Below are 23,856 nucleotides of genomic sequence, written 5' to 3' on the forward strand. Positions count from 1 at the left end.
CTCAAGGCGAAAGTAGATAGCCGCTGCGATAGGCTTCGGTGCCCGCGACGTGGGCGATCACCATGCCGGCAGTGGCCATGCGGCGCAGCGAGCGGGCGTACATCAGCCCGGCTGTGGCGCAATGAACGGGAGTGACCAGATCGTTGACCGGATCAATGATCTCGGCGATCAGTTGCCCGGCTTCCAGGTACTGGCCCGGCCGCGCGGTGAACACCAGCAGGCCGCCGACGGGCGTGGCCACCGGCTCAACACCGGCCAGCGGTGTCGCCGGATAGGGCAGGTCGGGCAGGGGCGCGGGTTCGCCGGCGATCGCGCCGAAATGGATCAGGTAATCGATCAGTGCCTGGCAATCGAGGCTGGCCAGCGGGTGATTGACGTCGCCTTGACCGCGCAGTTCGACGGTCACCGAAAAACTGCCCGGCGGAATGTCGAAGTCCTCGCCGAAGCGATCCTTCAATTGCCACCAGAGCAGGGTGAAGCATTCGTCGAACGACTGGCCACCGGAATCGGTTGCCAGCAGGCTGGCTTGGGCGCCGATGTAACGGGCCAGCGGCTCGACCTGCGGCCAGGCTTCAGGTGTGGTGTAGAGGTGCGCGACCGCTTCGAAATCGCAATGCAGGTCGAGCACCATGTCGGCGTCGCAGGCCAGTCGCTGCAGGGTCAGGCGCTGGGATTGCAATTGGGTGCCGGCGGTCTGCCGGGCCAGCGCGTCGCGCAGGTTGCTGCGGATCAATTGCAGGTTGTGCTGCGGATCGTCACCGAGCTTGCCTTCGATCGCGTTGCCGACTTCCTCGCTGAGGTCGACGAACCAGCGGTTGAAGTTCTGGCCGCTTTCCAGCTCGTAGCGACCCAGCGGCACATCCATCAGCACCTGTTCCAGGCCCACCGGGTTGGCGATGGGCACCAGCACGATTTCGCTGCGCAGGCGCCCGGCGGCTTCCAGCTCCGCCAGGCGTTGCTTGAGGTGCCAGGCCACCAGCATGCCGGGCATTTCGTCGGCGTGCAGGGAGGCCTGGATGTAGATCTTGCCGTTGGCCGATTGAGGGCCGAAGTGAAAGCTGTGGATCTGTCTCGCGGTCCCCGGCAGCGGGGCCAGCAGGTCATGTTTCTGGTGGCGCATCTGTTGTTCCTGAAGCAGGTTGAGACCTAGTGGGTCGGCCCGAGGAAGGCCAGCCATCGGCGTTCGGCAAGGCGGAACAGGCCGACCAGCGCAAAAGTGACGGTCAGGTAGATCAGCGCGGCGATGCCGAACGACTGGAAGGTCAGGAAGGTCGCCGAGTTGGCGTCCCGAGCAACTTTGAGCACGTCCGGGATGGTCGCGGTGAAGGCCACGGTGGTCGAGTGCAGCATCAGGATCACTTCGTTGCTGTAGTACGGCAACGAGCGACGCAAGGCCGATGGCATGATCACGTAGGCATACAGTTTCCAGCCGGTCAGGCCGTAAGCCTTGGCCGCTTCGACTTCGCCGTGGTTCATGCTGCGGATGGCCCCGGCGAAGATCTCCGTGGTGTAGGCGCAGGTGTTCAGGGCGAAGGCCAGGATTGTGCAGTTCATCGCATCGCGAAAGAACGCGTCCAGTACGGGCTGGGCTCGAATGGCGGCCAGGCTGTAGATCCCCGTGTAACAGATCAATAGCTGGATATAGAGCGGCGTGCCACGGAACAGGTAGGTATAGAACTGCACCGGCCAACGGATGTAGAAGTGCGGCGATACACGGGCGATGGACAGCGGGATCGACACGATAAAACCGATGAAGATCGAAGCGCTGAGCAGCCACATCGTCATGGCCAGGCCGGTGATGTTGTTGCCGTCGCTATAGAGGAAGGGTTTCCAGTATTCCTGCAGGAGTTCGATCATCGTACGGCCTCCCGGGTCCCGGCGGAGTAACGACGTTCGAGCCAGCGCAGGATGACGTTGGACGCGCTGGTGATCACCAGGTAGATCAGCGCGGCAAGCACCAGGAAATAAAACAGCTGATAGGTACTTTTACCGGCGTCCTGGGCAGCCTTGACCAGGTCGGCGAGGCCGATGATCGACACCAGGGCCGTGGCCTTGAGCATCACCATCCAGTTGTTGCCGATACCCGGCAGGGCATAACGCATCATCTGCGGGAACACCACGATCCAGAAACGCTGGCCGCGCTTGAGACCATAGGCGGTGGCTGCTTCGACCTGACCCCGTGGGACGGCGAGAATCGCGCCCCGGAAGGTTTCAGTGAAATACGCACCGTAGATGAAACCCAGGGTGATGACCCCGGCACTGAACGGGTTGATCTCGATGTATTCCCATTCCATGTAATCGGTAAACGAGGTCAGCCAGGTTTGCAGGCTGTAGAAGATCAGCAGCATCAGGACCAGGTCCGGAACGCCGCGAATGAGTGTGGTGTAGAGCTGGGCAGGCACGCGCATCAGTTTGACTTTTGACAGCTTGGCACTGGCGCCGAGCAGCCCGAGCAGCACGGCCAGCAACAGCGACAACGCCGACAGCTTGATCGTCATCCAGGTGCCTTGCATCAGCAGCGGACCGAAGCCCTTGAGGCTGAAGGCAGAGAGCCCCAGATTTTCTAATAAGGTTTCGAACATAAATCAGCAACCTGATCGGATGAAAAAAGCGCCCATCGAAAGATGGGCGCCGGGCATTATTTGCCGCTGTACAGATTCAGATCGCCAAAGTGTTTCTTCTGAATGGTGGCGTAGGTGCCATCATCGTGTAACGCTTTGATACCTTTATCCAAAAGTGCTTTCAGCTCGGTGTTACCTTTCTTAATACCGACCGCGGTTTTGGCAGGCAGCAGTTCGCTGTCGACTGGCTTGCTGACTTCGTAGCCTTCACCTTTTGGTGACTTCAAGAAGCCCAGTTCGGCTTGCAGCATGTCCTGGATCGCTGCGTCGAGACGGCCGGAAGTCAGGTCGGAATACACCTGATCCTGATTCTGATAGGCCTGGGTTTTCACGCCGGCCTTGTCGAGAACGGCTTTGGCGTAGGCTTCCTGGATGGTGCCTTGCTCGTAGCCTACGGTTTTGCCCTTCAGCGAAGCGACGTCCTCGGTCAGGCCGGAGCCTTTCTTGAACACGTAGGCGGTTGGGCCGGAGAACAACTCGCTGGAGAAGTCGATGACTTTTTCACGGGCCGGGGTAACGGTCATCGACGAAATCACGCCGTCGAATTTATTGGCTTTCAGGCCCGGAATCATGCCATCGAAGTCACTCTCGACCCACTTGCACTTGACCTTCAGTTCGGCGCAGATCGCGTTCCCCAGATCGATGTCAAAGCCTACCAGGCTGCCATCGGCCGCTTTCGATTCGAACGGTGCGTAGGAAGGGTCAACGCCGAAACGCAGTTCTTTGTACTCCTTCGCCATGGCGGAACCAGCCGCCATGCACAACGCCAGTGCAGAAAGGGTCAGCAATGCTTTTTTCATTATTCAATCCCTAAAAACCAATATGAGCGCTTGTGGCGCAGAATTATTGTTACTGGAAAGCGTAAGACCTGTTGAAAGTAGCAATTTCCGAACCAGAGTGCCGAACAAGCGTTTTATTTAGGTGCTTGGAAATGGCCGGAGACAGATTTATGCACGAAAACGGGCGCAGGGAAATGGGTGCACCAAATCAACTCGCCACAAAAGAACGGATTGACCGAGCAGGTTTCGCAGGGCCGGGCACTCCACCTCGTTACATGACTTGTCCTTGAGTCAGCGCAACCGCGATAACGATTCAACATTCAACCTCTATTTTGAATGTCAGACCGCTATCGCGGGCAAGTAAAGGGCTGGGTTATTTACCGGGTGTCAGCGTCAACCGCGCCTTGCCATAGGTGTTGTCGAAGTTCTGCGGCTGCATCGGCAGGCTCATGTACTGGCCCTTGAACCACGGCTCGATGCTGTTGAGGTAGTTCGGGCTGGCCGGGTTGCCGGACTGGCCGGTGCCGTTCTGCGCCATCAGCGGTTCGGACTGGCCGAAGTCGACGATAAAGCGCATGGCTGGCGCCAGCGTGGTGTTGAAGTCCTGGCCCCAGGCGAAGGCGGCGGTGTTGAGAGTGGTGTGATCGCCACCGGCCGGCAACGGTCCGCGTACGGTCTGGCCGCTGCTGTTTTTCCATTCATAGCGATGCAGTTTGCCCCATTGCCAGGCTTTGTGATCGCCACCCAACTGACTGTCGCCGGCGCTGATCGCGGCGGCGAGGCTGCGGGCGAGGATGGCCGGTTTGTCCTCTTTCTGTGCGGTGCGCACGTCATCCCAGAACGGGCTGTCCTCACGCCCGAGCAGGTGATCGGCCTGGGCCGCGTAGGACAACTTGCCGTCGGCGACAAAAGCTTTCCACGTCGGGCTGCTTTCCGGGCCCAGTTCATCGAGGAAGATCTGCCGCGTGCTTTCCTGCAGGAACAGTTCGTAGATGGCCGCATCGGTGGAGGTCGGGCCGAGCTTGCCGTCGAACGCCATCAAGCGGCTGTAGGCTTCGTGTGCCTTGGCGCGATCGGCCGCCGGCAAGGCGTCCATGGCTTGTTTGAGTGGCTGGGCCATACCCGGCGCTTCGAACATTTTCTTCAGCTTGGCAGCGAAGGTGGTGGTCTGGTCGTATTGCATGGCGATCAGGCTGCGGCTGTCGTGTTTGCCTGCACCGGCCAGTTCGGCCAGGCGCTCGCCGCGCTCCGGAGCGGCCCAGGAATTGGACAGCTGCATGCCGTAGCCATGGGGAATGACCCGCTGGTTGGCGGTGCCGAGCCAGCCCTGAGCCGGGTCCTGATCGTACGGGTGCAGCATTGGGTCGGCGTAACCGTCCCAATCGTATCGACCTTCCCAGCCCGGCGAGGGCAGCAAGCCTTCGCCTTCGCGACGGTTCGGGTAGCGGCCGGTGACTTGCCAGCCGATGTGGCTGACATCGGCGAACACCAGGTTCATCGCAATGGCGCGGATTTCGCGGCTGGCATCCGAAGCTTTCTCGACACTCTGGGCGCGGGACAGGTCGAAGAGCGCGTCCAGGGTCTTGTCGTCGGTGAAGTTCGGCGTCTGCAAGGCCAGGCCGAAACCATTGGCCAGCGTGGTGCCCTGGGCGCTGTTGAGCAGCGGGCCATGGCGGGTTTCGTACACCGCTTCGCGAATCGGCCGCTGGCCTTTGACGAAATAGGTTTCGTTGCGCACGATCGCCGGCTGCCACTTCCCGGCGTTTTCGTAGGTAAGCCCGTTGCTCTGGCGCTTGATCTTCTCCAGGAACAGATCCTGGTTGTCGCCCATCACGGACGTCATGCTCCACGCCACCTTGCCGTTGAAACCTCCAAGCACCATCGGCAGACCCGCGATGGTCACGCCGGATGCCTGATACTTCGGCGTGCGAATCTGCACGTAACTGAACAATGAAGGCACGCCCAGCGGGCCATGACTGTCACTGGCCAGCAGGCTCTTGCCGCTGCGGCTGCGTTGTGGAGCGATGGCCCAGTTGTTCGACGAAGTGGCGCCCAACAGGTTCAGGTCCGACAGTTGGCCCGTGGCTTTGCTGAGTTCGGCCAGCCCCGGTATTTGCCCGTTGAGCTTGAGGCCTTGCAGTTTTTCGCTTTCGGCGACCGGCAGTTTTTCGTCGGGAGCCGACGGCGTCAGCCATGCAAGTTTGTCGGTGGTGACGGTCTGGGCCAGTACCAGTGAGGAAATTTCTTCCGGCAGGTTGGTCGACTGGCTGAAGTTCAGCAGGCAGAAAATCAGCGCCGAATCCTCCGGCTGCCAGTACTCAGGCTTGTAGCCGGTGGCTGCCAGATCCGTCGGCAGTTTGTCGCGGTAGCGGAACAGGTAGGCGTTGACCCCGCGCGCATAGACTTCGAAGAAACGCTTGAGGCGCGGTGAAGAGGCCTTGTACAGCTCGCCAGCACTTTTCTTCAGGTTGACCGCCCGCATGTAACGGTCGGCATCCAGCAGGTCCGCACCGTGCATCTCGGCCAGACGGCCCTGGGCCAGCAGGCGCAGGGTGACCATCTGGGTGATGCGGTCGCTGGCATGCACGTAACCGAGGGTGAACAGCGCGTCGTGGAAGCTGTTGCTTTCGATCAGCGGCATGCCCATGGCATTGCGGCGCACCGAAACGCTCTGCGCCAGGCCCTTGAGTGGTTGTACGCCGGAGGTCGGCGGGAGGGTGTCCTGGGCGTTGAAGTTCTGACAACCGGTCAGGCTCAACACACCGGCCACTGCTGCGGCAACGCCGAACCGGGGTAGAAAATGAGTAAGGGCTGGCGAGGCCATGGCAAAGCTCCTGCGGGGGTAGAGGCGGCGGCGCGCAATAAAGGCGCTACGTTAGTGAGCGGGAGGTGGCCGCGCAAGCGGGGTACAAGGTTATTTCAGGATTTGTCTGATAAACCGGAAAGATCGCAGTCTTGTCAGTCGCAATGGGAGATGTTGAAGTGCGAAACGCTCAACAATCTAGGAGAACAGTCGGCATGGAGCTCAAGGCAAACGCGGCACTGATCATCATCGATCAACAAAAAGGCATCCTGCATCCCAGGCTCGGCCGCAGGAATAATCCAGAGGCCGAAGCGCGCATGCTGGACTTGCTTGGCCATTGGCGATGCACCGCTAGGCCGGTGATCCATGTGCAGCACCTGTCCCGCTCGGAGGACTCGGTATTCTGGCCGCAGCAGTCGGGGGTGGAGTTTCAGGAACGGTTTGAGCCAATGGCCGGTGAACGCTTGATCCAGAAGCAGGTGCCGGATGCGTTTTGTTCGACGGGGCTGGAGGCGCAGTTGCGCGAGGCGGGGATCGGGCAGTTGATCATCGTCGGTGTCGCGACCCACAACTCGGTGGAGTCCACGGCGCGTACCGCGGGCAACCTGGGGTTTGATACGTGGGTGGCCGAGGATGCGTGCTTTACCTTCGACAAGGCTGATTTCTTTGGCCAAGCCCATAGCGCCGAAGTGGTGCATGCGATGTCGCTGGGGAATTTGCACGGCGAGTATGCGACGGTGGTCAGCACCGCATGTGTCTTAACGGCTGACTGAAAAACCTGTAGGAGCGAGCTTGCTCCGGGCGGCGTTCCGACGATAGCGGTCTGACTGACACATTGATAGTTGATGTGCTGCCGTCATCGCGAGCAAGCTCGCTCCCACAGGAGAGGATTGCGATTCAACAGGCGAAGCAAGTCTTCGCCCGAAGCATCAAGCGCCGTGGCACTTCTTGAATTTCTTGCCGTTGCCGCATGGGCACGGATCGTTGCGGCCGACGTCTTTCAGGGCATTGCGCACCGGTTCCTGGTGAGCGTGGCCGCAGTTCGGACCGTGGACATGGCCGTGGTCGTGATCATGGTGGTGATGGTCATGATCATGATCGTGATTGCAGTCAGGGCCGTGGACATGGGGTTGCTGGGTCATCGGTGTTGCTCCGGAATTAAATCGGCGGCGATTATCACGCCATTGCGCGTCAGGTGCACGTAGTGGGTGATGAATATACCGGTTTCCAGTTCACCTTCCAGACGATAGGGAATGGGTTGATCGGATTTTTTCAGCAGTTTGGCCAGATCACGGACCTTGGACCACAGGTTGGTGCGGATCGGTACCTTGAAGTAAGCGCTGTGCCTGGGGCTGATGGTGAACCAGTGTTCGTACTCGCCGTCGGCCAGCAGTATGTCGCCCAAGTGAACGCGGTACTCCAGACCGCGCACGGTCAGGTCGCTGTCGTTGGGGTTGTCGATGCGAAAATGCAGGAGGAGTTTCTGTTCCAGCAGTTTGGCGTTGACCACCTCGATCTTCACCAGATGGACCTCGGGGTCCGGCAAGTCGTCGTCGAACCACGAGGCACAGCCGCCGAGTCCCAGTGTCAGGAACAAGGTGAGCAGACAGAGTGCGCAGCGGCGGATGATCATCGTGGTGTTTCTCCCTTGAGCTCCAGTCTAGACCCAAAGGATCGCAGCCTTCGACAGCTCCTGCGTGGTGGTCAGTCATTCCATGTACTAGCTGCTGAAGTACCCCGCACAACACTTCTTGAACTTCTGCCCACTCGCGCACGGGCAAGGGTCATTGCGCCCGAGTTTGAGTTGCACGGTCGGGTCGATGAAATACCAGCGCCCGGCGTTCTGTACGAAGGATGAGCGCTCTCGATGACTGTGCTCGCCATTGCTGTCGTGCCAGCGCGCGGTGAAGGTCACGAAAGCGTGTTCAGGCTGGCCGCCCAGCACTTCGGAGCTTTCCACCTCAAGGCCCAGCCACGTACTTTGCGCGCTCCAGTCGCTGATCGATTGACGGTCCAGGCCGGCCTGTTGGGCGGGCAGGGTGGTGGCCACCAGATAGTCGACCAACCCCAGCACATAGGCGCTGTAGCGTGAGCGCATCAAGGTTTGCGCGCACGGCGCCGGGTGTCCGGCATGGTAGTGACCGCAGCAGGCGTCGAGCAGGGTGCCGCTGCCGCAAGGGCAAATGGATGTACTCATTGCATTACCACCAGTATTTCCCGAAGTTTTCCGGATTGGCCCAGAAGCGCGAATTGAGCCAGTCGGGGACTTGTTTGTATTCAAGCAGATCGTAGGTAAACAGGGTCAGGACCTGTTCGTCCCGTTGGAAGCGTTCACTGGCTTGCAGGGCCAGGGAGAAAAAGTCGGTTTCCTGCCAGCCACAGGCCGGCAGATCCGCCAGCACCGCGATGCGGCTGGCGTTGAGGTTGCGGATGCCACCCAGCAGGTTCAGGCCGTCGCGCTTGGGCAGATGCTCCAGGCAATCGACCACCAGGGCCAGGTCGAAACGGCGGGCCGCCAACTCGTCGGGCAACGGCCCGGGGGCGGCGAAAGCGACGCAGCTGTCCGGGTGAGCGAGTTTGAAAGCCTCCAGTGCCGGGAACTCGCTGGCGCCGATCAACAACAGACGTGCGGGGGCATATCGGTCGAGTAACGCGGCCAGTGCCTGTTGTGGCGTGCGTGAAGAAATACCTGCAGTCATCGAAGATCCTCAATCAGATCTGCCAAGACTAGCCTGCCCTTACGTTCGGGCCTAGAGCGCCTTGGCGACAAAAGCGCCAAGCTGCCGTTAATACGCGAATAAACAGCATGGCCTATTGCTGGCGGAGTTTAAAACTCGGGTCTTTACTACCTGAATCGGTTCTAAGCCGATCCTTCAGGAGAAAACTAGATGAGCATAGTTCGGACAGCATTACCCTTGGTTCTGCTAACCAGTGTCTTGACTGGTTGCGCAGGTTTGCAGAAAACCGACTGGCCGACCTGTGCGGCTGTTGGTGGTGTCGTGGGTGCGGGCCTCGGAGCGACCGAAAGCTCGGCATGGGCAGGGTATGGTGCTCTGCTCGTCGGCGGTACGGCAGCGGCTTATTGCTGGGTGCACGGTGATGGCGACGAAGACGGCGACGGTGTGCCGGATAGTCGCGACAAGTGCCCAGGCACGCCTAAAGGCGTTCAAGTCGATGCCAACGGTTGCCCACCACCTGCGCCTGTGGTCGAAGAAGCGGTTGTGGTCCAGGAAGAAACCATCGTCATTCGCGATGTCCACTTCCAGTTTGATAAAGCCACGCTTACCTCGTCCGACAAACTGGTACTCGACAAGATTGCCACTCGCCTGAAAGCCGAAGCCCCGACTGCTCAACTGACCGTAACCGGCCATACCGACAGCGTGGGTAGCGACGCCTACAACCAGAAACTGTCGGATAAACGCGCCCACTCGGTGGTTGAATACCTCATCGATCAAGGCGTACCTCGCAGCAACTTCGTGTCGGTTGTCGGTGCCGGTGAAAGCCAGCCGGTTGCTGACAACAAAACCGCTGACGGTCGTGCACAGAACCGTCGTACCGAAATCAAAATCCAGCGTTAGGCCCCCCTCGCATCCGCGCCTTGTGCAGTCGCGGATGCGGGTCTTTACTCCTGTGTAACCGGTATTGGCCGGGGACACAGGAGCTTTCAACATGATCGTTCTCACAAGGACCGTCTTGCCGGTTCTGCTACTTGGCAGCCTCTTGACCGGCTGCGCGACCCACAGCGATGGCACCGCCCCCCTCAATCAACGCACCTGGCCAATTTGCAGCCTCATCGGCGGTCTGGTCGGTGGTGGTCTGGGCGCAATCGAGAGTAGTGCCTGGGCCGGGGGTGGGGCGGCGCTGGGTATCTTGTCCGGCGGCTTGATCTGCTATGCCCAGGATGGCGACGAAGATGGCGACGGCGTTTTCGACCGACGCGACCGTTGCGCTGATACCCCTGCCAATACCCCGGTCGACCATCGCGGTTGCGTGGTGCCGCAGTACCCGGACAGCGTCCAGGTCGAGCCTGCGCAATCCGAAGTCATTACTCTGAGCGATGTACTGTTTGTCTTCAATCAATCCGAGCTGACCCCGACGGCGAAGAGTCAACTGGATGCGTTGATGAGCAAGTTCGAGGATGCCGATGTGGTCAGCATCAAGGTGGTCGGCCACACCGACAGTGTCGGTTCGGATGCCTATAACCAGGCCTTGTCGGAGCGGCGCGCCAGCAGCGTGGCGGAATACCTGTTGAGCCAGGGTGTGGCGCCGAACAAAATCACCAGCGAAGGCAAGGGCGAGAGCCAACCGATTGCCGACAACGAAACCGAAGAAGGCCGTGCGAAAAACCGTCGCGTGGAACTGCATATAAACCGCTGAGCCAAGAGATAGAGCCGTCGAGCGACTGGTGTGATCGCTGCGACGGCCGTTCGGCGGCCTCCATGAAGAATTTTCCCTTGCCCTCTGGCTTATCCCGCGTGGAAGCCGTTACTGTGCGCGCAAACAATAATTCTCATCGGGGGCGCGTATGAAAGTCATATGGGGACTGGGGCGATTACTGACCTTGCTGTTCTGGGCGGTAGTGCTGGTCAATCTGCTCACACCGTTTGTCTTTCCGCTGCACCCGTTGGTCAACCTGGCCTGCGGCCTGTTGGGGTTCATCCATCTTCTGGAAGCGTTGCTGTGCTATCGCAGCCTTCGAGGTCGCGCCCATCCTTGGCTTGACCGCCTGAAGATCGTCATTTTCGGCGTATTCCACCTGCAAACCATTCCAGCCCCCACCGCTTCGAAGGCTTCCCATGCGTAAACTCTGTCTGCTCGCCGCACTCATCAGCCCATTGGCCTGCGCACAGGTGGTGAGTGTCGAACCCAACTCGCTGATGCGCTTGCCCAACACCGCCAGCGCCCTGCAACTGGAACGCCTGGAAGTGGCCGATTACGGCACCTTGCTGATTCCTTCGAACGTCACCGAAGTCACTGTGGGTGAATTGCATCTGGGGCGTGAAGCGCGCATTGCCATCGTGCCGGGGGAACAGGCGCTGGCGCTGAAGGTCCGTCGCGCTGATTTGTCCGAAGGCAGCCAGATCACCTCCCGTGGCTCACCCGGGACCTACCAGAAGGCCGCTCGATCCGGGCGCAGCCTTGATTTGCAGATCAAGACACTGAACGCAGCGCAATTGACCGTTGATGCTCGCGGTGGTGCGGGTGCACCGGGGTTCGTTGGTCTTGATGGGGGTAACGGCCAGGAACCGGGCTGCACATGGGGGCAGGCCGGTCGCGGTGCCGATGGCAGCGATGGCAGCAATGGTCAGCCGGGAGCACCGGGGGCGCTGGTCAAACTGGCAGTGCCGCACGACTTCCCGGCAGACCGGATCAAGGTTCAGGTGGCTGGCGGCGCCGGTGGCCTGGCCGGCCCGGGCGGCAAACCGGGCGCGGGTGGCAAGGCCAAGGGCTGCCTGATTTACAAGGCCGATGGTGGCAAGAGCGGTAAACCCGGGGCTGATGGTCAGCCTGGGCCAGAAGGTGCCGCTGGTTCGGTGACGGTGCAGCGGTTGTAAGAAGCGCCGAAAGCCCTGTGGCGAGGGGGCTTGCCCCCGTTGGGCCGCGAAGCAGCCCCATTTCCGGCATTCGCGAAGGTTAGTGGTGTCTGGTTTACGACTGCTTCGCAGCCGAACGGGGGCGAGCCCCCTTGCCACAAAAGTTCGGCAGAATCAAAACATAGGCCGGGCCGCGGCAATCACCACCAAAGCCAACCCTACCAGCAGATTGATCCCCACCAACCGGCGGATCCGTCCCAGCACTGCTGCACCGGCTGGCCAATCCTGCTCGGCCACGGCGGTGCGCAGTTCCGGCAGCATCAGCGCCTGAATGCGGATGAACAGCGCGGTCATTACCACATACAAGCCCATCATTACCTGCACATAGCGCGGCGCGGCTTCAAAACCATTGAACTGCATGTGCAGCATGCCCACGCCGCTGACCGGCAACAGCACCACCGCCACCCAGACCCAGCGGAAAAAGCCTTGAAACACTTCAACCCACAGCTTCAGCCGGGCAGGGCCTTCAAGTGCCTTGATCGCGGCGGGGCGCAGGACCATCCAGGCGAAAAACATGCCGCCGACCCAGACCAGGGCCGCCAGTAGGTGCAGGCTATAAATGAGGCTAAAAGGTGTCATTGGGTTACTCCGTTCTGCGCGGGATTCATTAGCGGGGTATGATAGCGACCGAACCGAACTACTGAAAATTTATCCAGCGTTTTTTGCGCCCGACAATCCATGATCAGCACTGAACTCAAAACCACGATCCAGGGCGCCTACTCGCGTTTTCTCGAAGCCAAGAGCCTCAAGCCGCGCTACGGCCAACGCCTGATGATCGCCGAAGTCGCCAAGGTCCTGGGTGACATCGACACCGACGACGAAGGCCGGCGCAGTGGCGACCCCGCAATTGTCGCGGTGGAAGCCGGCACCGGTACCGGCAAGACCGTGGCCTACAGCCTGGCGGCGATTCCCACGGCGAAGGCCGCCGGCAAGCGCCTGGTGATCGCGACGGCCACCGTGGCCCTGCAAGAGCAGATCGTCTACAAGGACTTGCCTGACCTGATGCGCAACAGCGGGCTGAATTTCAGCTTCGCCCTGGCCAAGGGGCGCGGGCGCTACATGTGCCTGTCCAAGCTCGACATGTTGCTCCAGGAAGGCCACGCGCAGACCGCCACCGCTCAGTTGTTCGAAGAAGAAGGTTTCAAGATCGAGGTCGACGAGGCCAGTCAGAAGCTGTTCACCAGCATGATCGAAAAACTCGCCGGCAATAAGTGGGACGGCGACCGCGACAGTTGGTCCACCGCCCTGGAAGACGCCGACTGGGCGCGCCTGACCACCGATCACAGCCAGTGCACCAACCGTCATTGCCCGAACTTCGGCCAGTGCGCCTTCTACAAGGCCCGCGAAGGCATGGGCAAGGTCGACGTGATCGTCACTAACCACGACATGGTACTGGCCGACCTGGCCCTGGGCGGCGGCGCCGTGCTGCCGGACCCGCGCGACACCATCTACGTGTTCGACGAAGGCCATCACCTGCCGGACAAGGCCATCGGCCACTTCGCCCATTACACGCGCCTGCGCTCCACCGCCGACTGGCTGGAAACCACCGCCAAGAACCTCACCAAACTTCTGGCCCAGCATCCATTGCCGGGGGACCTGGGCAAGTTGATCGAGCAGGTGCCGGAACTGGCGCGGGAGATCAAGACCCAGCAGCAGTTCATGTTCACCGCGTGCGAGCAGATTGCCGATTTCAAGCCCGGCGAAGACGTCGAAGGCCGCGAGCGCCCGCGTCACCGATTCGTCGGCGGGGTGATTCCCGAGCACATGCGTGAAATGGGCATCGAGCTGAAGAAAGGCTTCGCGCGGCTGACCGATCTGTTCACCCGTCTGACCGAGTTGCTCAAGGAAGGCATGGACGGCGAGGTCAACATTGGCATCGCCAGCAACCAGGCCGAGGAGTGGTATCCGCTGTTCGGCAGCTTGTTGTCGCGTTCTTCCGGCAACTGGGAGTTGTGGACCGCCTTCACCGTCGAAGACCCGGAAGACAACCCGCCCATGGCGCGCTGGCTGACCCTGGCCGAAAGCGGCTCGCTGTTCGATATCGAGGTCAATGCAAGCCCCATCCTCGCGGCGGAAATGCTCCGGCGCAACCTGTGGAACGTGGCGTATGGCTGCCTGGTGACGTCGGCGACCTTGACGGCCCTCGGCACCTTCGATCGCTTTCGCATGCGCGCTGGCCTGCCGAAAAAAGCCGTGACCGCCGTGGTCCCAAGCCCCTTTCATCATGCCGACGCCGGTGTGTTGCGGGTGCCGAACCTGAACGCCGATCCCCGTGATGCAGCGGCGCATACCGCCGCGATCATTCGTGACTTGCCTGAGCTGGTCGAAGGTTCGCGGGGTACGCTGGTGCTGTTTTCCTCGCGCAAACAGATGCAGGACGTGTTCGACGGCCTGGACCGCGACTGGCGCAAGCAAGTGTTCATCCAGGGCAACCTGTCGAAACAGGAAACCCTGAACAAGCACAAGGCGCGGGTAGATGGCGGCGATTCCAGCGTGTTGTTCGGCCTGGCGAGCTTCGCCGAAGGGGTCGACTTGCCCGGCGCCTATTGCGAGCACGTGGTCATTGCCAAGATTCCTTTCTCGGTACCCGATGATCCGGTCGAAGCGGCGCTGGCCGAATGGATCGAAGCCAGGGGCGGTAATCCGTTCATGGAAATCTCCGTGCCGGACGCCTCGCTGAAACTGGTCCAGGCCTGCGGTCGCTTGCTGCGCACCGAAGAAGACCGCGGCACCATCACCTTGCTCGACCGGCGCCTGGTGACCCAGCGCTATGGCAAAGCCATCCTCAACGCGTTGCCGCCGTTCCGTCGAGAAATTTCCTGAAGCACCGGTGGGCAGTTTTGCCCGCCGCGTTGTCTATCTCTCTGCCATCGCTTTTCCACTGGCCCATTGAAGGTCGTTAGGGAGAATTTCGTTCTCATGATTTGCCGTTCGTTGCCTGCTGTTTTTACCCTGCTGTTCGCAACACCGCTGTTGGCCGCCCCCGCCAGCCAGCAGACGCTGTTCAACTTTGTGCGCCCCGCCGACGTGGTCCAGGTGGCGACTCAGGACGCCAGCCTGCCGCAATCCAACGCCGAGCAAACTCCCGAGGGCGAAGTGCTGCGCCGGGTGACATTCAACCCGGTCGCCCGGCCGACGTTGCGCCTGACCCCGCAAAGCGGCGCCTGGGACTGGTCGCAGTCGGGCGTCATGAGCCTGCGGATCCAGAGCGCCATGAACTGGGCCTTGACCCTGTACGTGACCATCCAGAGCAACGACGGCAAGACACTGGTCAGCCGCGTCGATCTGCCGGCGGGGCCTGCGCAAACCCTGTTGGTGCCTTTGCAAGCGACATCACCGCTGAGCCAGGGCATGAAGGCTGGCCCGCCGATGCCGATGACCGTTGAGGGGCAGCGAGTGTTGCTGGCCAGCAGCGCCGGTGAGCTGGATCGCAGCCGGGTGGTGTCGGTGAGCCTGTCGATGGACCAGCCCAAAGCCGCGCAAAGCATCCTGCTGGAGCGCTTTGGTGTGCAGGACGGTGAATCGATAACCCACGCCGTGTATGGCGGGTTGGTGGATGCCTACGGCCAGTCGACCCGAAACAAATGGCCGGAAAAAATCAGCAGTGACGAACAACTGAAAAGCGCCGCCAGCAAGGAGCAGCAGCAACTGAAAACCTGGCTGGCCGAGCGCGAGAAGTCCTCCCTGGACAAGTTCGGTGGTTTGACCAAAGGCCCGTCCTTCAAGGCCAGTGGCTTTTTCCGCACCGAGAAACGCGATGGACGCTGGTATCTGGTGACGCCGCAAGGCCATCCGTTTTATTCGCTCGGGGTTAACACCGTCGCTGCAGACGTCAACCCGACCTACGTTGCCGGTCGTGAGTGGATGTTCGAATCCCTGCCCAAAGCAGATGACGCACTCGCCAGCCACTACGGCGAAGGCGACAACCGTGGCGGCAACGGTGCCGATCAAGGGCGTGGCTACAATGCCGGTCGCTGGTACGACTTCTACGGTGCCAACCTGCAGCGCCTGTATGGCGACCCGTGTGTGAAGGGCAGCGATACCAAGGCGGGCGTCGCCGCGGCGGCCAAGGCGGATGCAGTTGAGGCGACCGCGGCCAAGGCGGCGGAGCAACCTGTAGTGCCAGCAACTGCCGAGTCTGGTGTCGCCGAAGCGGCCAGGACTGAAGCGACGGTAGCGAAAGCCGCCGAGCAAAAAACCGCCGAACCGTGCAAGCCGCTGTTCGACGAGCAGCGTTGGGCCAGTCACACCCTTGATCGCTTGCAGGCCTGGGGCTTCAACACCATTGGCAACTGGAGCGCACCCGTATTGGGCGACGCTGATCGCGTGCCCTACACCTTGCCGCTGTCGATCGTCGGCGACTACGCCAGCATCAGCACCGGTACCGACTGGTGGGGCGGCATGCCCGACCCCTTCGACCCGCGTTTCGCCATGGCCACCGAACGTGCCGTGGCCATTGCCGCCCGCGATCATCGTGACGATCCGTGGTTGATCGGTTACTACGCCGACAACGAACTGGCCTGGGCCGGTCCCGGGGATGACCCGAAAGCCCGGTATGCCTTGGCCTACGGCACCTTGAAAATGACCACCGACGTGCCGGCCAAGCGCGCATTCCTCAAGCAGCTGCGTGACAAGTACCGCAATCAGGCTGGCTTGTCGAAAGCCTGGGGCATCGATCTGGCGGCCTGGGAACTGATGGAAGATCCGGGATTCGTGCCGCCGTTGCCAAGCGCCGAGCACCCGGAAATCGAAGCCGACTTCAAATATTTCCAGAAGGTCTTTGCCGACACTTACTTCAAGACCATCTCCGACTCGCTCAAGTGGCACGCACCGAACCAGCTATTGCTCGGCGGCCGTTTCGCCATCAGCACGCCGGAGGCCGTGGAGTCCTGCGCCCAGTATTGCGACGTGTTGAGCTTCAACATGTACACCTTGCAACCCCAGGATGGTTACGACTTCACCAGGCTGCGCAGTCTCGACAAACCGGTACTGATCACCGAGTTCAATTTCGGCTCGGCTGATCGTGGCCCGTTCTGGGGCGGCGTTACGCCTTTGGTGAAGGAGGAAGACCGCGGTCCGGCGTACGCCAACTTCCTCAAGCAGGCATTGAGCGAGCCGTCGATTGTTGGCGTGCATTGGTTCCAGTACCTCGATCAACCGGTCACCGGGCGCCTGCTTGACGGCGAAAACGGTCACTTCGGGTTGGTGGGCATCACTGATCTGCCGTTCCAGGGTTTTGTCGACAACGTGCGCAAAAGTAACCTGGCGACAGTCGAGCAATTGGGCAAAGAGGCCGAGAAGGCTGCGGCCGCCGCCGACAAAGCCAGCCACGACGCCGAGGGCGGCCGCAAGGCCGACGCCGGCAAGGGGCCGGGGAAGGGTGCTGGCGGGCACTCCGGCAAAGGCCATTAAAAGCTGAAACTCTGTGGCGAGGGGCTTGCCCCCTCGCCACAACCGCCCGGCCCAATCCTGTTCCCAAAACCCTCAAGGGCTGGAACAATGCCCGCCACTTTGTAGAGCGTTAATCCGGGGGAGTTGCGGGTGCAGATTCAGGGTCATTACGAGCTTAAGTTCGAAGCGGTGCGAGAGGCGTTCGCGGCGCTGTTCGACGATCCCCAGGAACGTGGCGCAGCGTTGTGCATTCAGGTCGGCGGCGAAACCGTCCTCGATCTGTGGGCCGGCACTGCCGACAAGGACGGGACCGAGGCCTGGCACAGCGACACTATCGCCAATCTGTTCTCCTGCACCAAGACCTTTACCGCTGTCACCGCGCTGCAATTGGTGGCCGAAGGCAAGCTGCAACTGGATGCCCCGGTCGCGCGCTACTGGCCCGAATTTGCCGCTGCCGGCAAAGAGTCCGTCACCTTGCGTCAACTGCTCTGCCATCAGGCCGGCCTTCCGGCATTGCGCGAGTTACTGGCCCCCGAAGCCCTTTACGACTGGCAAACCATGGTCGACGCCCTGGCCGCCGAAACGCCGTGGTGGACGCCGGGCGAAGGCCACGGTTACGCGGCGATCACCTATGGCTGGCTGATCGGCGAATTGCTGCGCCGTGCCGACGGTCGTGGGCCGGGTGAATCCATTGTCGCGCGGGTCGCCAAACCGTTGGGGCTGGACTTCCATGTGGGCTTGGCCGACGAAGAGTTCCATCGCGTGGCCCACATTGCGCGGGGCAAGGGCAATGTCGGCGATGCCGCCGCCCAGCGCCTGCTGCAAGTGACCATGCGTGAGCCAGCGGCCATGACGACCCGGGCGTTCACCAACCCTCCGTCGATCATGACCAGCACCAACAAGCCCGAGTGGCGACGCATGCAACAGCCGGCCGCCAATGGCCATGGCAATGCCCGCAGCCTGGCCGGGTTCTATGCCGGCCTGCTCGACGGCAGCCTGCTGGAAAGCGAAATGCTCGATGAACTGACCCGCGAGCACAGCCTCGGCGAGGACAAGACTTTACTGACCCGGACCCGTTTCGGTCTGGGCTGCATGCTCGATCAACCGGACGTTGCCAATGCCACCTTCGGCCTTGGCCCGCGGGCGTTCGGTCATCCGGGTGCCGGCGGTTCCATCGGTTTTGCCGACCCGGAGCACGACGTGGCTTTCGGATTTGTGACAAATACCCTGGGGCCGTACGTCTTGATGGACCCGCGTGCGCAAAAGCTGGTGCGGGCTCTGGCCACTTGTCTGTAAAAACGGCTATCGGGTTCCAGGGCTGGAACCCGATAACCTTTTCAGTTTCAAAGTGTTTGTTTATACCGGCCAATGCGGCCTGATTTTTTTGACTTCATTCTTGTGGATATCCAATGTCATCCAATAAAACCCTCGCCTTGGCCCTGTGCTTCGCTATTACCGGTTGCGCACAGACTCCACAGAAAGACGTGACGGCACCTGTCGCCAAGACTGAAAGCGGCAGCCACTGGTACTGGCCGTTCAGTTCCGACGACAGTGCCGGCAAGCCTGTGGTCAAGCCGGAGGTGAAACCTGAAGTCAAACCGGTTGCGGTGGCCAAGGCCAAGTGGTACTGGCCGTTCGGCGGTAGCGAGCAGAGCGCCGCCAAGGCTGTGCCGATGCCCGACCCGAAAGTCACCCAGGCCTGGCTTGACGACTATGAACCGCGTCTGCGGGAGGCGGTCAAGGGCAGCAACATGCAACTCGAGCGCCGCGAAAACGTGCTGGTGGTGACTGCGCCGGTCGAAGGTTCGTTCAACCCTGATCGTCCGGCCATGCTGTTGCCGGTCACGCTCGGTCCGTTCACCCGCGTTGCCAAGATCCTTGAAGCCGATCCAAAGACTGCTGTGTTGATCCTCGGCCACAGCGATACGTCCGGCGCTGTGCCTGCCAACGTCAAACTGAGCCAGGAGCGTGCCCAGTCCGTTGCGGCGATTTTCCGTCTCAGTGGTTTGCAGCGTGATCGCTTGATGCTGCGTGGCCTGGGCGGTGATGCGCCGCGTGCCGCCAACGACAGCGTGCAAGGTCGTGCGTTGAACCGTCGCGTGGAATTGCTGGTGACCCCTCAAAACACCATGGTCGCGCTGCTGAGCAAGTACAACATGCCGGCTCCCGCCCCGGTAAGCATGGTTGCTGCCGCGGACGCCAAGCCGGTCGCCAAGCCTGTGACACCGGCCCCTGCGACTAAAAAGGCTGCGGTTCCAGCGGTGAAAAAAGCTTCGGCGAAGAAAGCCCCGGCCAAGAAAACACCTGCGAAAACCGCAACACCGGCAAAAAAGACCACGCCAGCCAAAGCCTCGACGGCTGACAAGAAAGTCGCCGCCACTGATACTGCAAAGCAGTGATTCGTTAACCAAAAGGAATGCGCCATGACCCAGGGCCTGGCTGATATGCGTCGTGACTACACCCGTGATGGCTTGACCGAGGCACAAGCCCCGGCCGAGCCGTTTGCGTTGTTCCACCAATGGTTCGCCGACGCGGTGAAAACCGAACAGGTCCCGGTGGAAGCCAACGCCATGACCCTGGCCACCGTTGACCAGGACGGTCGACCGCACTGTCGCATTCTGTTGCTCAAGGGCCTGGACGAACTGGGCTTCACCTTTTTCACCAACTACGAAAGCGCCAAGGGCCAGCATCTGGCCGCGAATCCGTTCGCGGCCATGACGTTTTTCTGGCCGGCGCTCGAGCGTCAGGTGCGCATCGAAGGGCGGGTGGTGAAGGTGACGCCTGAAGAGTCCGACGCCTACTATCAGGTTCGTCCACTGGGCAGTCGCCTGGGAGCCTGGGCGTCGCCGCAGAGCCAGGTAATCGCCGATCGTAGCGAGCTCGAAGCGCTGCTCAAGGACACCGAGCAACGTTTCAGCGACACCCAGCCCCATTGCCCGGAACACTGGGGTGGTTATCGCCTGCTGCCGGAACGCATCGAATTCTGGCAGGGTCGCCCAAGCCGCCTGCACGACCGCCTCAATTACCGCCAGCAGGGCGCCGACTGGATTCTTGAACGTCTGGCACCCTGAGCAGTCTACCGATCGGGATAGCCTGCCGCAGCGGCCTCCAGCCACTTCGGCAGGTCTCGACGCTTGATCTTCTGCGCCTGAGCACTCGCCAATCGTTCGAGCATGAAGGCTTTTTTCTGCTCGTCCTTGCCCGCCAGCGCTAGCGCCAGGTCGCGGTCCATCCAGCGTTTGATCCGCACGTACAGCCACTAATGGAAGTACAAACCGGCAACAGTCGTGACGACGATGATAAAGTAATCCATGGAAATCCTTGGCCAGTGGGGCGGCTTTGCGAATTTGCCGCTACTGTGTGAGTTCGTGGAAGCGCCTTAACGGAGCCTGAATCAAACCAATTTTACCCGGGCGATGCCGTGACAGGCGTCAAGCAGCGGAGTTTAATGAACAACTGTTTTTTTGGAGTTGATGCTATGCGTAAGTCTGTTCTGCTGGTTGCTTCCTTTTCCACGATGGCGATGTTGCTCACTGGTTGCCAATCGAGCCTGACCGGTGACTCCTACTCCCGTGACGAGGCGCGTCGCGTGCAGACCGTTCGCATGGGCACCATCGAAGCATTGCGCCCGGTGAAAATCGAAGGCACCAAAACCCCGATCGGCGGCGCTGCAGGTGCAGTGGTCGGCGGCGTTGGCGGCAGTGCCATCGGTGGCGGCAAAGGCAGCGTCGTTGCAGCGGTTATTGGTGCCGTGGCCGGTGGCCTGCTCGGTTCAGCCGCTGAAGAAGGCCTGACCCGCACCCAGGGTGTGGAAATCACCGTGCGCGAAGACGATGGCAGCATGCGCGCCTACGTTCAGGAAGTTCAGCCGAACGAAGTGTTCCGTGTTGGCGAACGTGTGCGCATCGCAAGTGTGAATGGCACCAGCCGCGTTTCGCACTAAGCGCAAACACCTGCTGAAAAACAAAAAACCCGATCAGGTGACTGATCGGGTTTTTTGTTTTTCAGCAGGTGAGTCCTGATTGATGCCGGCCGTTATGGCGGTTTATCAGGAAGCCAGCGCGCTGTTCTTGCGGCTCGCCATCGCCGTCACCACATAACCGATCAGCGCAGCCAGAATCGAACCGGTCAAGATCCCCATGCGGTCCATCCCGGCGAAATCACTCACGCCTGGCTCGAAGGCCAGCGAGCCGACAAACAGGCTCATCGTGAAACCGATGCCACAGAGAATCGCCACGCCCAGTATCTGGCCCCAATTGGCACCTTGGGGCAGGGCGGCGATACCGGTTTTCACGGCCAGCCAGGTCAGGCCGAAGACACCGACGGTCTTGCCCAGCAGCAGCCCGATGGCGATGCCCATGGGGACGTGGTGAGTGAAGCTCTCGACGGTGACACCGCTCAGGGACAGGCCGGCATTGGCAAAGGCGAACAGTGGCAGGATGCCGTAGGCGACCCACGGGTGCAGGGCATGCTCCAGGGCAAGCAGTGGCGAAGGTTCGGCATTTTTCGTGCGCAACGGAATGCAGAATGCCAGGGTCACGCCGGCCAGGGTGGCGTGGACACCGCTCTTGAGCACGCAGACCCAGAGGATCAGTCCAATGATCATGTACGGCCCGAGCTTGACCACGCCAAGCCGGTTCATCCCGATCAGCGCCGCAATACAGGTCGCGGCCAGCGCCAGAGACAGGGTCGACAGCGCGCCGGAATAGAAGATCGCAATGATGATGATCGCGCCAAGGTCGTCGATGATCGCCAGGGTCATCAGGAACAGTTTCAGCGAAACCGGAACCCGTTTGCCCAGCAGCGCCAGTACGCCAAGGGCGAAGGCGATGTCGGTGGCGGTCGGGATTGCCCAGCCGTTCAGGGCGGCTGGCGTGTCGCGATTGAGGTACCAGTAGATCAGCGCCGGCACCACCATGCCACCAATGGCGGCGGCACCGGGCAGGACGATCTGCGACGGTTTGGACAACTGGCCGTCGAGGACTTCGCGCTTCACTTCCAGGCCGATCAGCAGGAAGAACAGCGCCATCAGGCCGTCGTTGATCCAGAGCAGCAAGGGCTTGGCGATTTTCAGTGCGCCGATCTGCGCCACCACGGGGGTGTCCAGCAGGCCGTTGTACAGCCACGACAGCGGCGAGTTGTTGATGATCAGAGCCAGAACGGCAGCGGCGATCAGTAACAGACCGCTGGCAGCTTCCAACTGAAAGAAACGCGTGAAAGTGCTACGCAGAGGCAAGGTCGCTCTCCATCCATGAATTCAAAAGGTGTTACACCCTAACAAGTACCGTTAGTTGTTAAAACAAAAGTTATATTCTTTTTTGTTATATACCGTTACAGAGTGATCCCTCGGCACCGACCTGAGCCTAGCAGTTGCCGGGCGTATTGGATTTCATCTGTACCTGTGCTGGATGCAGGATTTTTCCTAAGCTTGTTGGATGAGCCTTGTCAAAAGGCCGACTCCTGCCCGATACAACGAGAAAACCATCATGAGCGACAACCGACAGTGGTCCCGCGAAGCGATTCGGATCATCGAAGCCGATTTCCAGCGCAGCGCCGACACCCACTTGATCCCCTTGCCGCTGCCGGGTTTTCCAGGCATCGAGTTGTATTTCAAGGATGAGTCCAGCCACCCCACGGGTAGCCTCAAGCACCGCCTGGCCCGTTCGCTGTTCCTGTATGCGCTGTGTAACGGCTGGCTCAAGCCCGGTGCGCCGGTGATTGAGGCATCCAGCGGTTCGACGGCGATTTCCGAAGCGTACTTCGCGCGCATGCTGGGCTTGCCGTTCATTGCGGTGATGCCGGCGACCACGTCCAAGGAGAAGATTGCGCAGATCGCCTTCTACGGTGGCCAAAGCCACCTGGTGGACGATCCGACCCAGATCTACGCCGAGTCCGAGCGCCTGGCCCGTGAACACGACGGGCACTTCATCGACCAGTTCACCTACGCCGAGCGCGCCACCGACTGGCGGGCGAACAACAACATTGCCGAGTCGATCTTTCAGCAGATGCGTTTCGAGCAGCATCCCGAACCGAGCTGGCTGATTTCCAGCCCCGGTACCGGCGGCACCACGGCCACCCTGGGCCGATATGTGCGTTATCGCCAGCATGGCACCCGCGTGCTGTGTGCCGATGCCGAGCGTTCGGTGTTCTTCGATTACTACCAGACCGGCGATGCCAGCCTGCGACTGGACCACGGCTCGCGTATCGAAGGCATCGGCCGGCCGCGCGTGGAAGCGTCGTTTCTGCCCAAGGTGATCGACGCGATGGTCAAGGTGCCGGATGCCTTGTCGCTGGCGGCCATGCACTACCTGGCGGAGCGTCTGGGACGGCATGTGGGCGGGTCGAGCGGGACCAACCTGATCGGCGCACTGATGGCCGCCCAGCACATGAAGACGGCGGGGGAGACGGGGTCGATGGTGGCGATTCTGTGTGACAGCGGCGAGCGCTATGCCACGACCTATTACGATCAGGGCTGGCTCAAGGCTCAGGGGTATGAGCTGAGTGGTTTGATGGCTGCGGTGGCAGCGACGGTGGCGCGGGGTGAGCCGTTGCCGGACTCGGTTTTGCGCGCCAATATCTGAGATCTTTCAGACATTGAATACCCCTGTGGGAGCGAGCTTGCTCGCGATGGTGGCATAACATTCAACACCTATGTTGACTGATTTACC

At 60.9% G+C, this 23,856-nt stretch carries 24 protein-coding genes; 12 read left to right on the forward strand and 12 right to left on the reverse strand.

From position 1 onward, the window contains the following. Nucleotide 1: 1 nt before the first annotated feature. From KW840_RS09940 to KW840_RS09960, 5 genes are all read right to left on the reverse strand, one after another. Nucleotides 2–1,120, reverse strand: coding sequence for a succinylglutamate desuccinylase/aspartoacylase family protein (locus tag KW840_RS09940; RefSeq protein ID WP_218495053.1), 1,119 nt, complete (start codon nucleotides 1,118–1,120; stop codon nucleotides 2–4). Nucleotides 1,121–1,146: 26 nt separating this feature from the next. Further along, on the reverse strand, nucleotides 1,147–1,857 hold the full coding sequence (locus tag KW840_RS09945) for an ABC transporter permease (protein WP_057716129.1): 711 nt from the start codon (nucleotides 1,855–1,857) through the stop codon (nucleotides 1,147–1,149). Then, nucleotides 1,854–2,582, reverse strand: a complete 729-nt coding sequence (locus tag KW840_RS09950; protein ID WP_057716128.1) for an ABC transporter permease — start codon at nucleotides 2,580–2,582, stop codon at nucleotides 1,854–1,856. Before KW840_RS09950 ends, KW840_RS09945 begins: the two co-directional genes overlap by 4 nt. Before the next feature lie 56 nt (nucleotides 2,583–2,638). Then, a complete protein-coding gene (locus KW840_RS09955) occupies nucleotides 2,639–3,421 on the reverse strand; it encodes a transporter substrate-binding domain-containing protein (RefSeq protein ID WP_057716127.1) in 783 nt (260 codons plus the stop codon). A 352-nt stretch (nucleotides 3,422–3,773) separates the two neighbouring features. Beyond that, nucleotides 3,774–6,224, reverse strand: a complete 2,451-nt coding sequence (locus tag KW840_RS09960; protein WP_218495054.1) for a penicillin acylase family protein — start codon at nucleotides 6,222–6,224, stop codon at nucleotides 3,774–3,776. A 194-nt stretch (nucleotides 6,225–6,418) separates the two neighbouring features. Here KW840_RS09960 and KW840_RS09965 point away from each other — a divergent pair, with 194 nt between their 5' ends. Beyond that, nucleotides 6,419–6,976 carry a cysteine hydrolase family protein gene (locus KW840_RS09965; RefSeq protein ID WP_150812934.1) on the forward strand — a complete coding sequence of 186 codons (558 nt, stop codon included), beginning with the start codon at nucleotides 6,419–6,421 and terminating at the stop codon, nucleotides 6,974–6,976. 156 nt (nucleotides 6,977–7,132) lie between these two features. Here the strand turns inward: KW840_RS09965 and KW840_RS09970 are convergent, their stop codons facing one another. The 4 genes from KW840_RS09970 to KW840_RS09985 form a co-directional block, all read right to left on the reverse strand. Next, nucleotides 7,133–7,345, reverse strand: coding sequence for an SEC-C metal-binding domain-containing protein (locus KW840_RS09970; protein ID WP_015093814.1), 213 nt, complete (start codon nucleotides 7,343–7,345; stop codon nucleotides 7,133–7,135). Continuing rightward, complete coding sequence (locus KW840_RS09975) at nucleotides 7,342–7,836, reverse strand: LEA type 2 family protein (protein WP_090453523.1); 495 nt, start codon at nucleotides 7,834–7,836, stop codon at nucleotides 7,342–7,344. Before KW840_RS09975 ends, KW840_RS09970 begins: the two co-directional genes overlap by 4 nt. An 87-nt stretch (nucleotides 7,837–7,923) precedes the next feature. Further along, entirely contained in the window at nucleotides 7,924–8,400 is a 477-nt protein-coding gene (locus KW840_RS09980; protein WP_057716123.1) for a YchJ family protein, read from the reverse strand. A gap of 4 nt (nucleotides 8,401–8,404) precedes the next feature. Beyond that, nucleotides 8,405–8,902: a DUF6231 family protein gene (locus tag KW840_RS09985; protein WP_090453527.1), complete on the reverse strand. Its 498-nt coding sequence runs from the start codon at nucleotides 8,900–8,902 to the stop codon at nucleotides 8,405–8,407. Between the two features lie 189 nt (nucleotides 8,903–9,091). Between KW840_RS09985 and KW840_RS09990 the strand changes: the two genes are divergently transcribed. The 4 genes from KW840_RS09990 (at nucleotide 9,092) to KW840_RS10005 (ending at nucleotide 11,758) form a co-directional block, all read left to right on the forward strand. Next, complete coding sequence (locus KW840_RS09990) at nucleotides 9,092–9,781, forward strand: OmpA family protein (protein ID WP_057716121.1); 690 nt, start codon at nucleotides 9,092–9,094, stop codon at nucleotides 9,779–9,781. Between the two features lie 91 nt (nucleotides 9,782–9,872). Beyond that, nucleotides 9,873–10,580, forward strand: coding sequence for an OmpA family protein (locus KW840_RS09995; RefSeq protein WP_218495055.1), 708 nt, complete (start codon nucleotides 9,873–9,875; stop codon nucleotides 10,578–10,580). A gap of 148 nt (nucleotides 10,581–10,728) precedes the next feature. Continuing rightward, a complete protein-coding gene (locus KW840_RS10000) occupies nucleotides 10,729–11,007 on the forward strand; it encodes a DUF1145 domain-containing protein (protein ID WP_218495056.1) in 279 nt (92 codons plus the stop codon). Beyond that, nucleotides 11,000–11,758: a hypothetical protein gene (locus KW840_RS10005; RefSeq protein ID WP_090453531.1), complete on the forward strand. Its 759-nt coding sequence runs from the start codon at nucleotides 11,000–11,002 to the stop codon at nucleotides 11,756–11,758. The genes KW840_RS10000 and KW840_RS10005 overlap by 8 nt, the downstream gene beginning before the upstream one ends. A gap of 153 nt (nucleotides 11,759–11,911) precedes the next feature. Here the strand turns inward: KW840_RS10005 and KW840_RS10010 are convergent, their stop codons facing one another. Next, nucleotides 11,912–12,376 carry a CopD family protein gene (locus KW840_RS10010; protein ID WP_218495057.1) on the reverse strand — a complete coding sequence of 155 codons (465 nt, stop codon included), beginning with the start codon at nucleotides 12,374–12,376 and terminating at the stop codon, nucleotides 11,912–11,914. Between the two features lie 99 nt (nucleotides 12,377–12,475). Between KW840_RS10010 and dinG the strand changes: the two genes are divergently transcribed. The 5 genes from dinG to pdxH all read left to right on the forward strand — a co-directional run bounded on the left by dinG (nucleotide 12,476) and on the right by pdxH (nucleotide 20,259). Further along, nucleotides 12,476–14,620, forward strand: a complete 2,145-nt coding sequence (gene dinG / locus KW840_RS10015; RefSeq protein ID WP_007992389.1) for an ATP-dependent DNA helicase DinG — start codon at nucleotides 12,476–12,478, stop codon at nucleotides 14,618–14,620. Between the two features lie 96 nt (nucleotides 14,621–14,716). Beyond that, entirely contained in the window at nucleotides 14,717–17,209 is a 2,493-nt protein-coding gene (locus KW840_RS10020) for a beta-galactosidase (protein ID WP_218495058.1), read from the forward strand. A gap of 129 nt (nucleotides 17,210–17,338) precedes the next feature. After that, a complete protein-coding gene (locus tag KW840_RS10025) occupies nucleotides 17,339–18,484 on the forward strand; it encodes a serine hydrolase domain-containing protein (protein ID WP_057716115.1) in 1,146 nt (381 codons plus the stop codon). A gap of 113 nt (nucleotides 18,485–18,597) precedes the next feature. Beyond that, nucleotides 18,598–19,587 carry an OmpA family protein gene (locus KW840_RS10030; protein ID WP_218495059.1) on the forward strand — a complete coding sequence of 330 codons (990 nt, stop codon included), beginning with the start codon at nucleotides 18,598–18,600 and terminating at the stop codon, nucleotides 19,585–19,587. 24 nt (nucleotides 19,588–19,611) lie between these two features. Beyond that, nucleotides 19,612–20,259 carry a pyridoxamine 5'-phosphate oxidase gene (pdxH, locus tag KW840_RS10035; RefSeq protein ID WP_057716113.1) on the forward strand — a complete coding sequence of 216 codons (648 nt, stop codon included), beginning with the start codon at nucleotides 19,612–19,614 and terminating at the stop codon, nucleotides 20,257–20,259. 5 nt (nucleotides 20,260–20,264) lie between these two features. On the opposite strand, the gene KW840_RS10040 is transcribed toward pdxH, so the two are convergent. Continuing rightward, nucleotides 20,265–20,444 carry a hypothetical protein gene (locus KW840_RS10040; RefSeq protein WP_256353246.1) on the reverse strand — a complete coding sequence of 60 codons (180 nt, stop codon included), beginning with the start codon at nucleotides 20,442–20,444 and terminating at the stop codon, nucleotides 20,265–20,267. Nucleotides 20,445–20,666: 222 nt separating this feature from the next. Here KW840_RS10040 and KW840_RS10045 point away from each other — a divergent pair, with 222 nt between their 5' ends. Next, a complete protein-coding gene (locus KW840_RS10045; protein WP_057716111.1) occupies nucleotides 20,667–21,131 on the forward strand; it encodes a glycine zipper 2TM domain-containing protein in 465 nt (154 codons plus the stop codon). A gap of 105 nt (nucleotides 21,132–21,236) precedes the next feature. On the opposite strand, the gene nhaA is transcribed toward KW840_RS10045, so the two are convergent. Then, complete coding sequence (gene nhaA, locus KW840_RS10050; RefSeq protein WP_057716110.1) at nucleotides 21,237–22,424, reverse strand: Na+/H+ antiporter NhaA; 1,188 nt, start codon at nucleotides 22,422–22,424, stop codon at nucleotides 21,237–21,239. A gap of 247 nt (nucleotides 22,425–22,671) precedes the next feature. On the opposite strand from nhaA, the gene KW840_RS10055 reads away from it, so the two are divergent. Next, on the forward strand, nucleotides 22,672–23,769 hold the full coding sequence (locus tag KW840_RS10055; protein WP_218495121.1) for a PLP-dependent cysteine synthase family protein: 1,098 nt from the start codon (nucleotides 22,672–22,674) through the stop codon (nucleotides 23,767–23,769). Nucleotides 23,770–23,856 lie beyond the last annotated feature (87 nt).

The sequence above is a fragment of the Pseudomonas sp. PDM30 genome (assembly GCF_019218985.1).
GTDB lineage: Bacteria > Pseudomonadota > Gammaproteobacteria > Pseudomonadales > Pseudomonadaceae > Aquipseudomonas > Aquipseudomonas jessenii.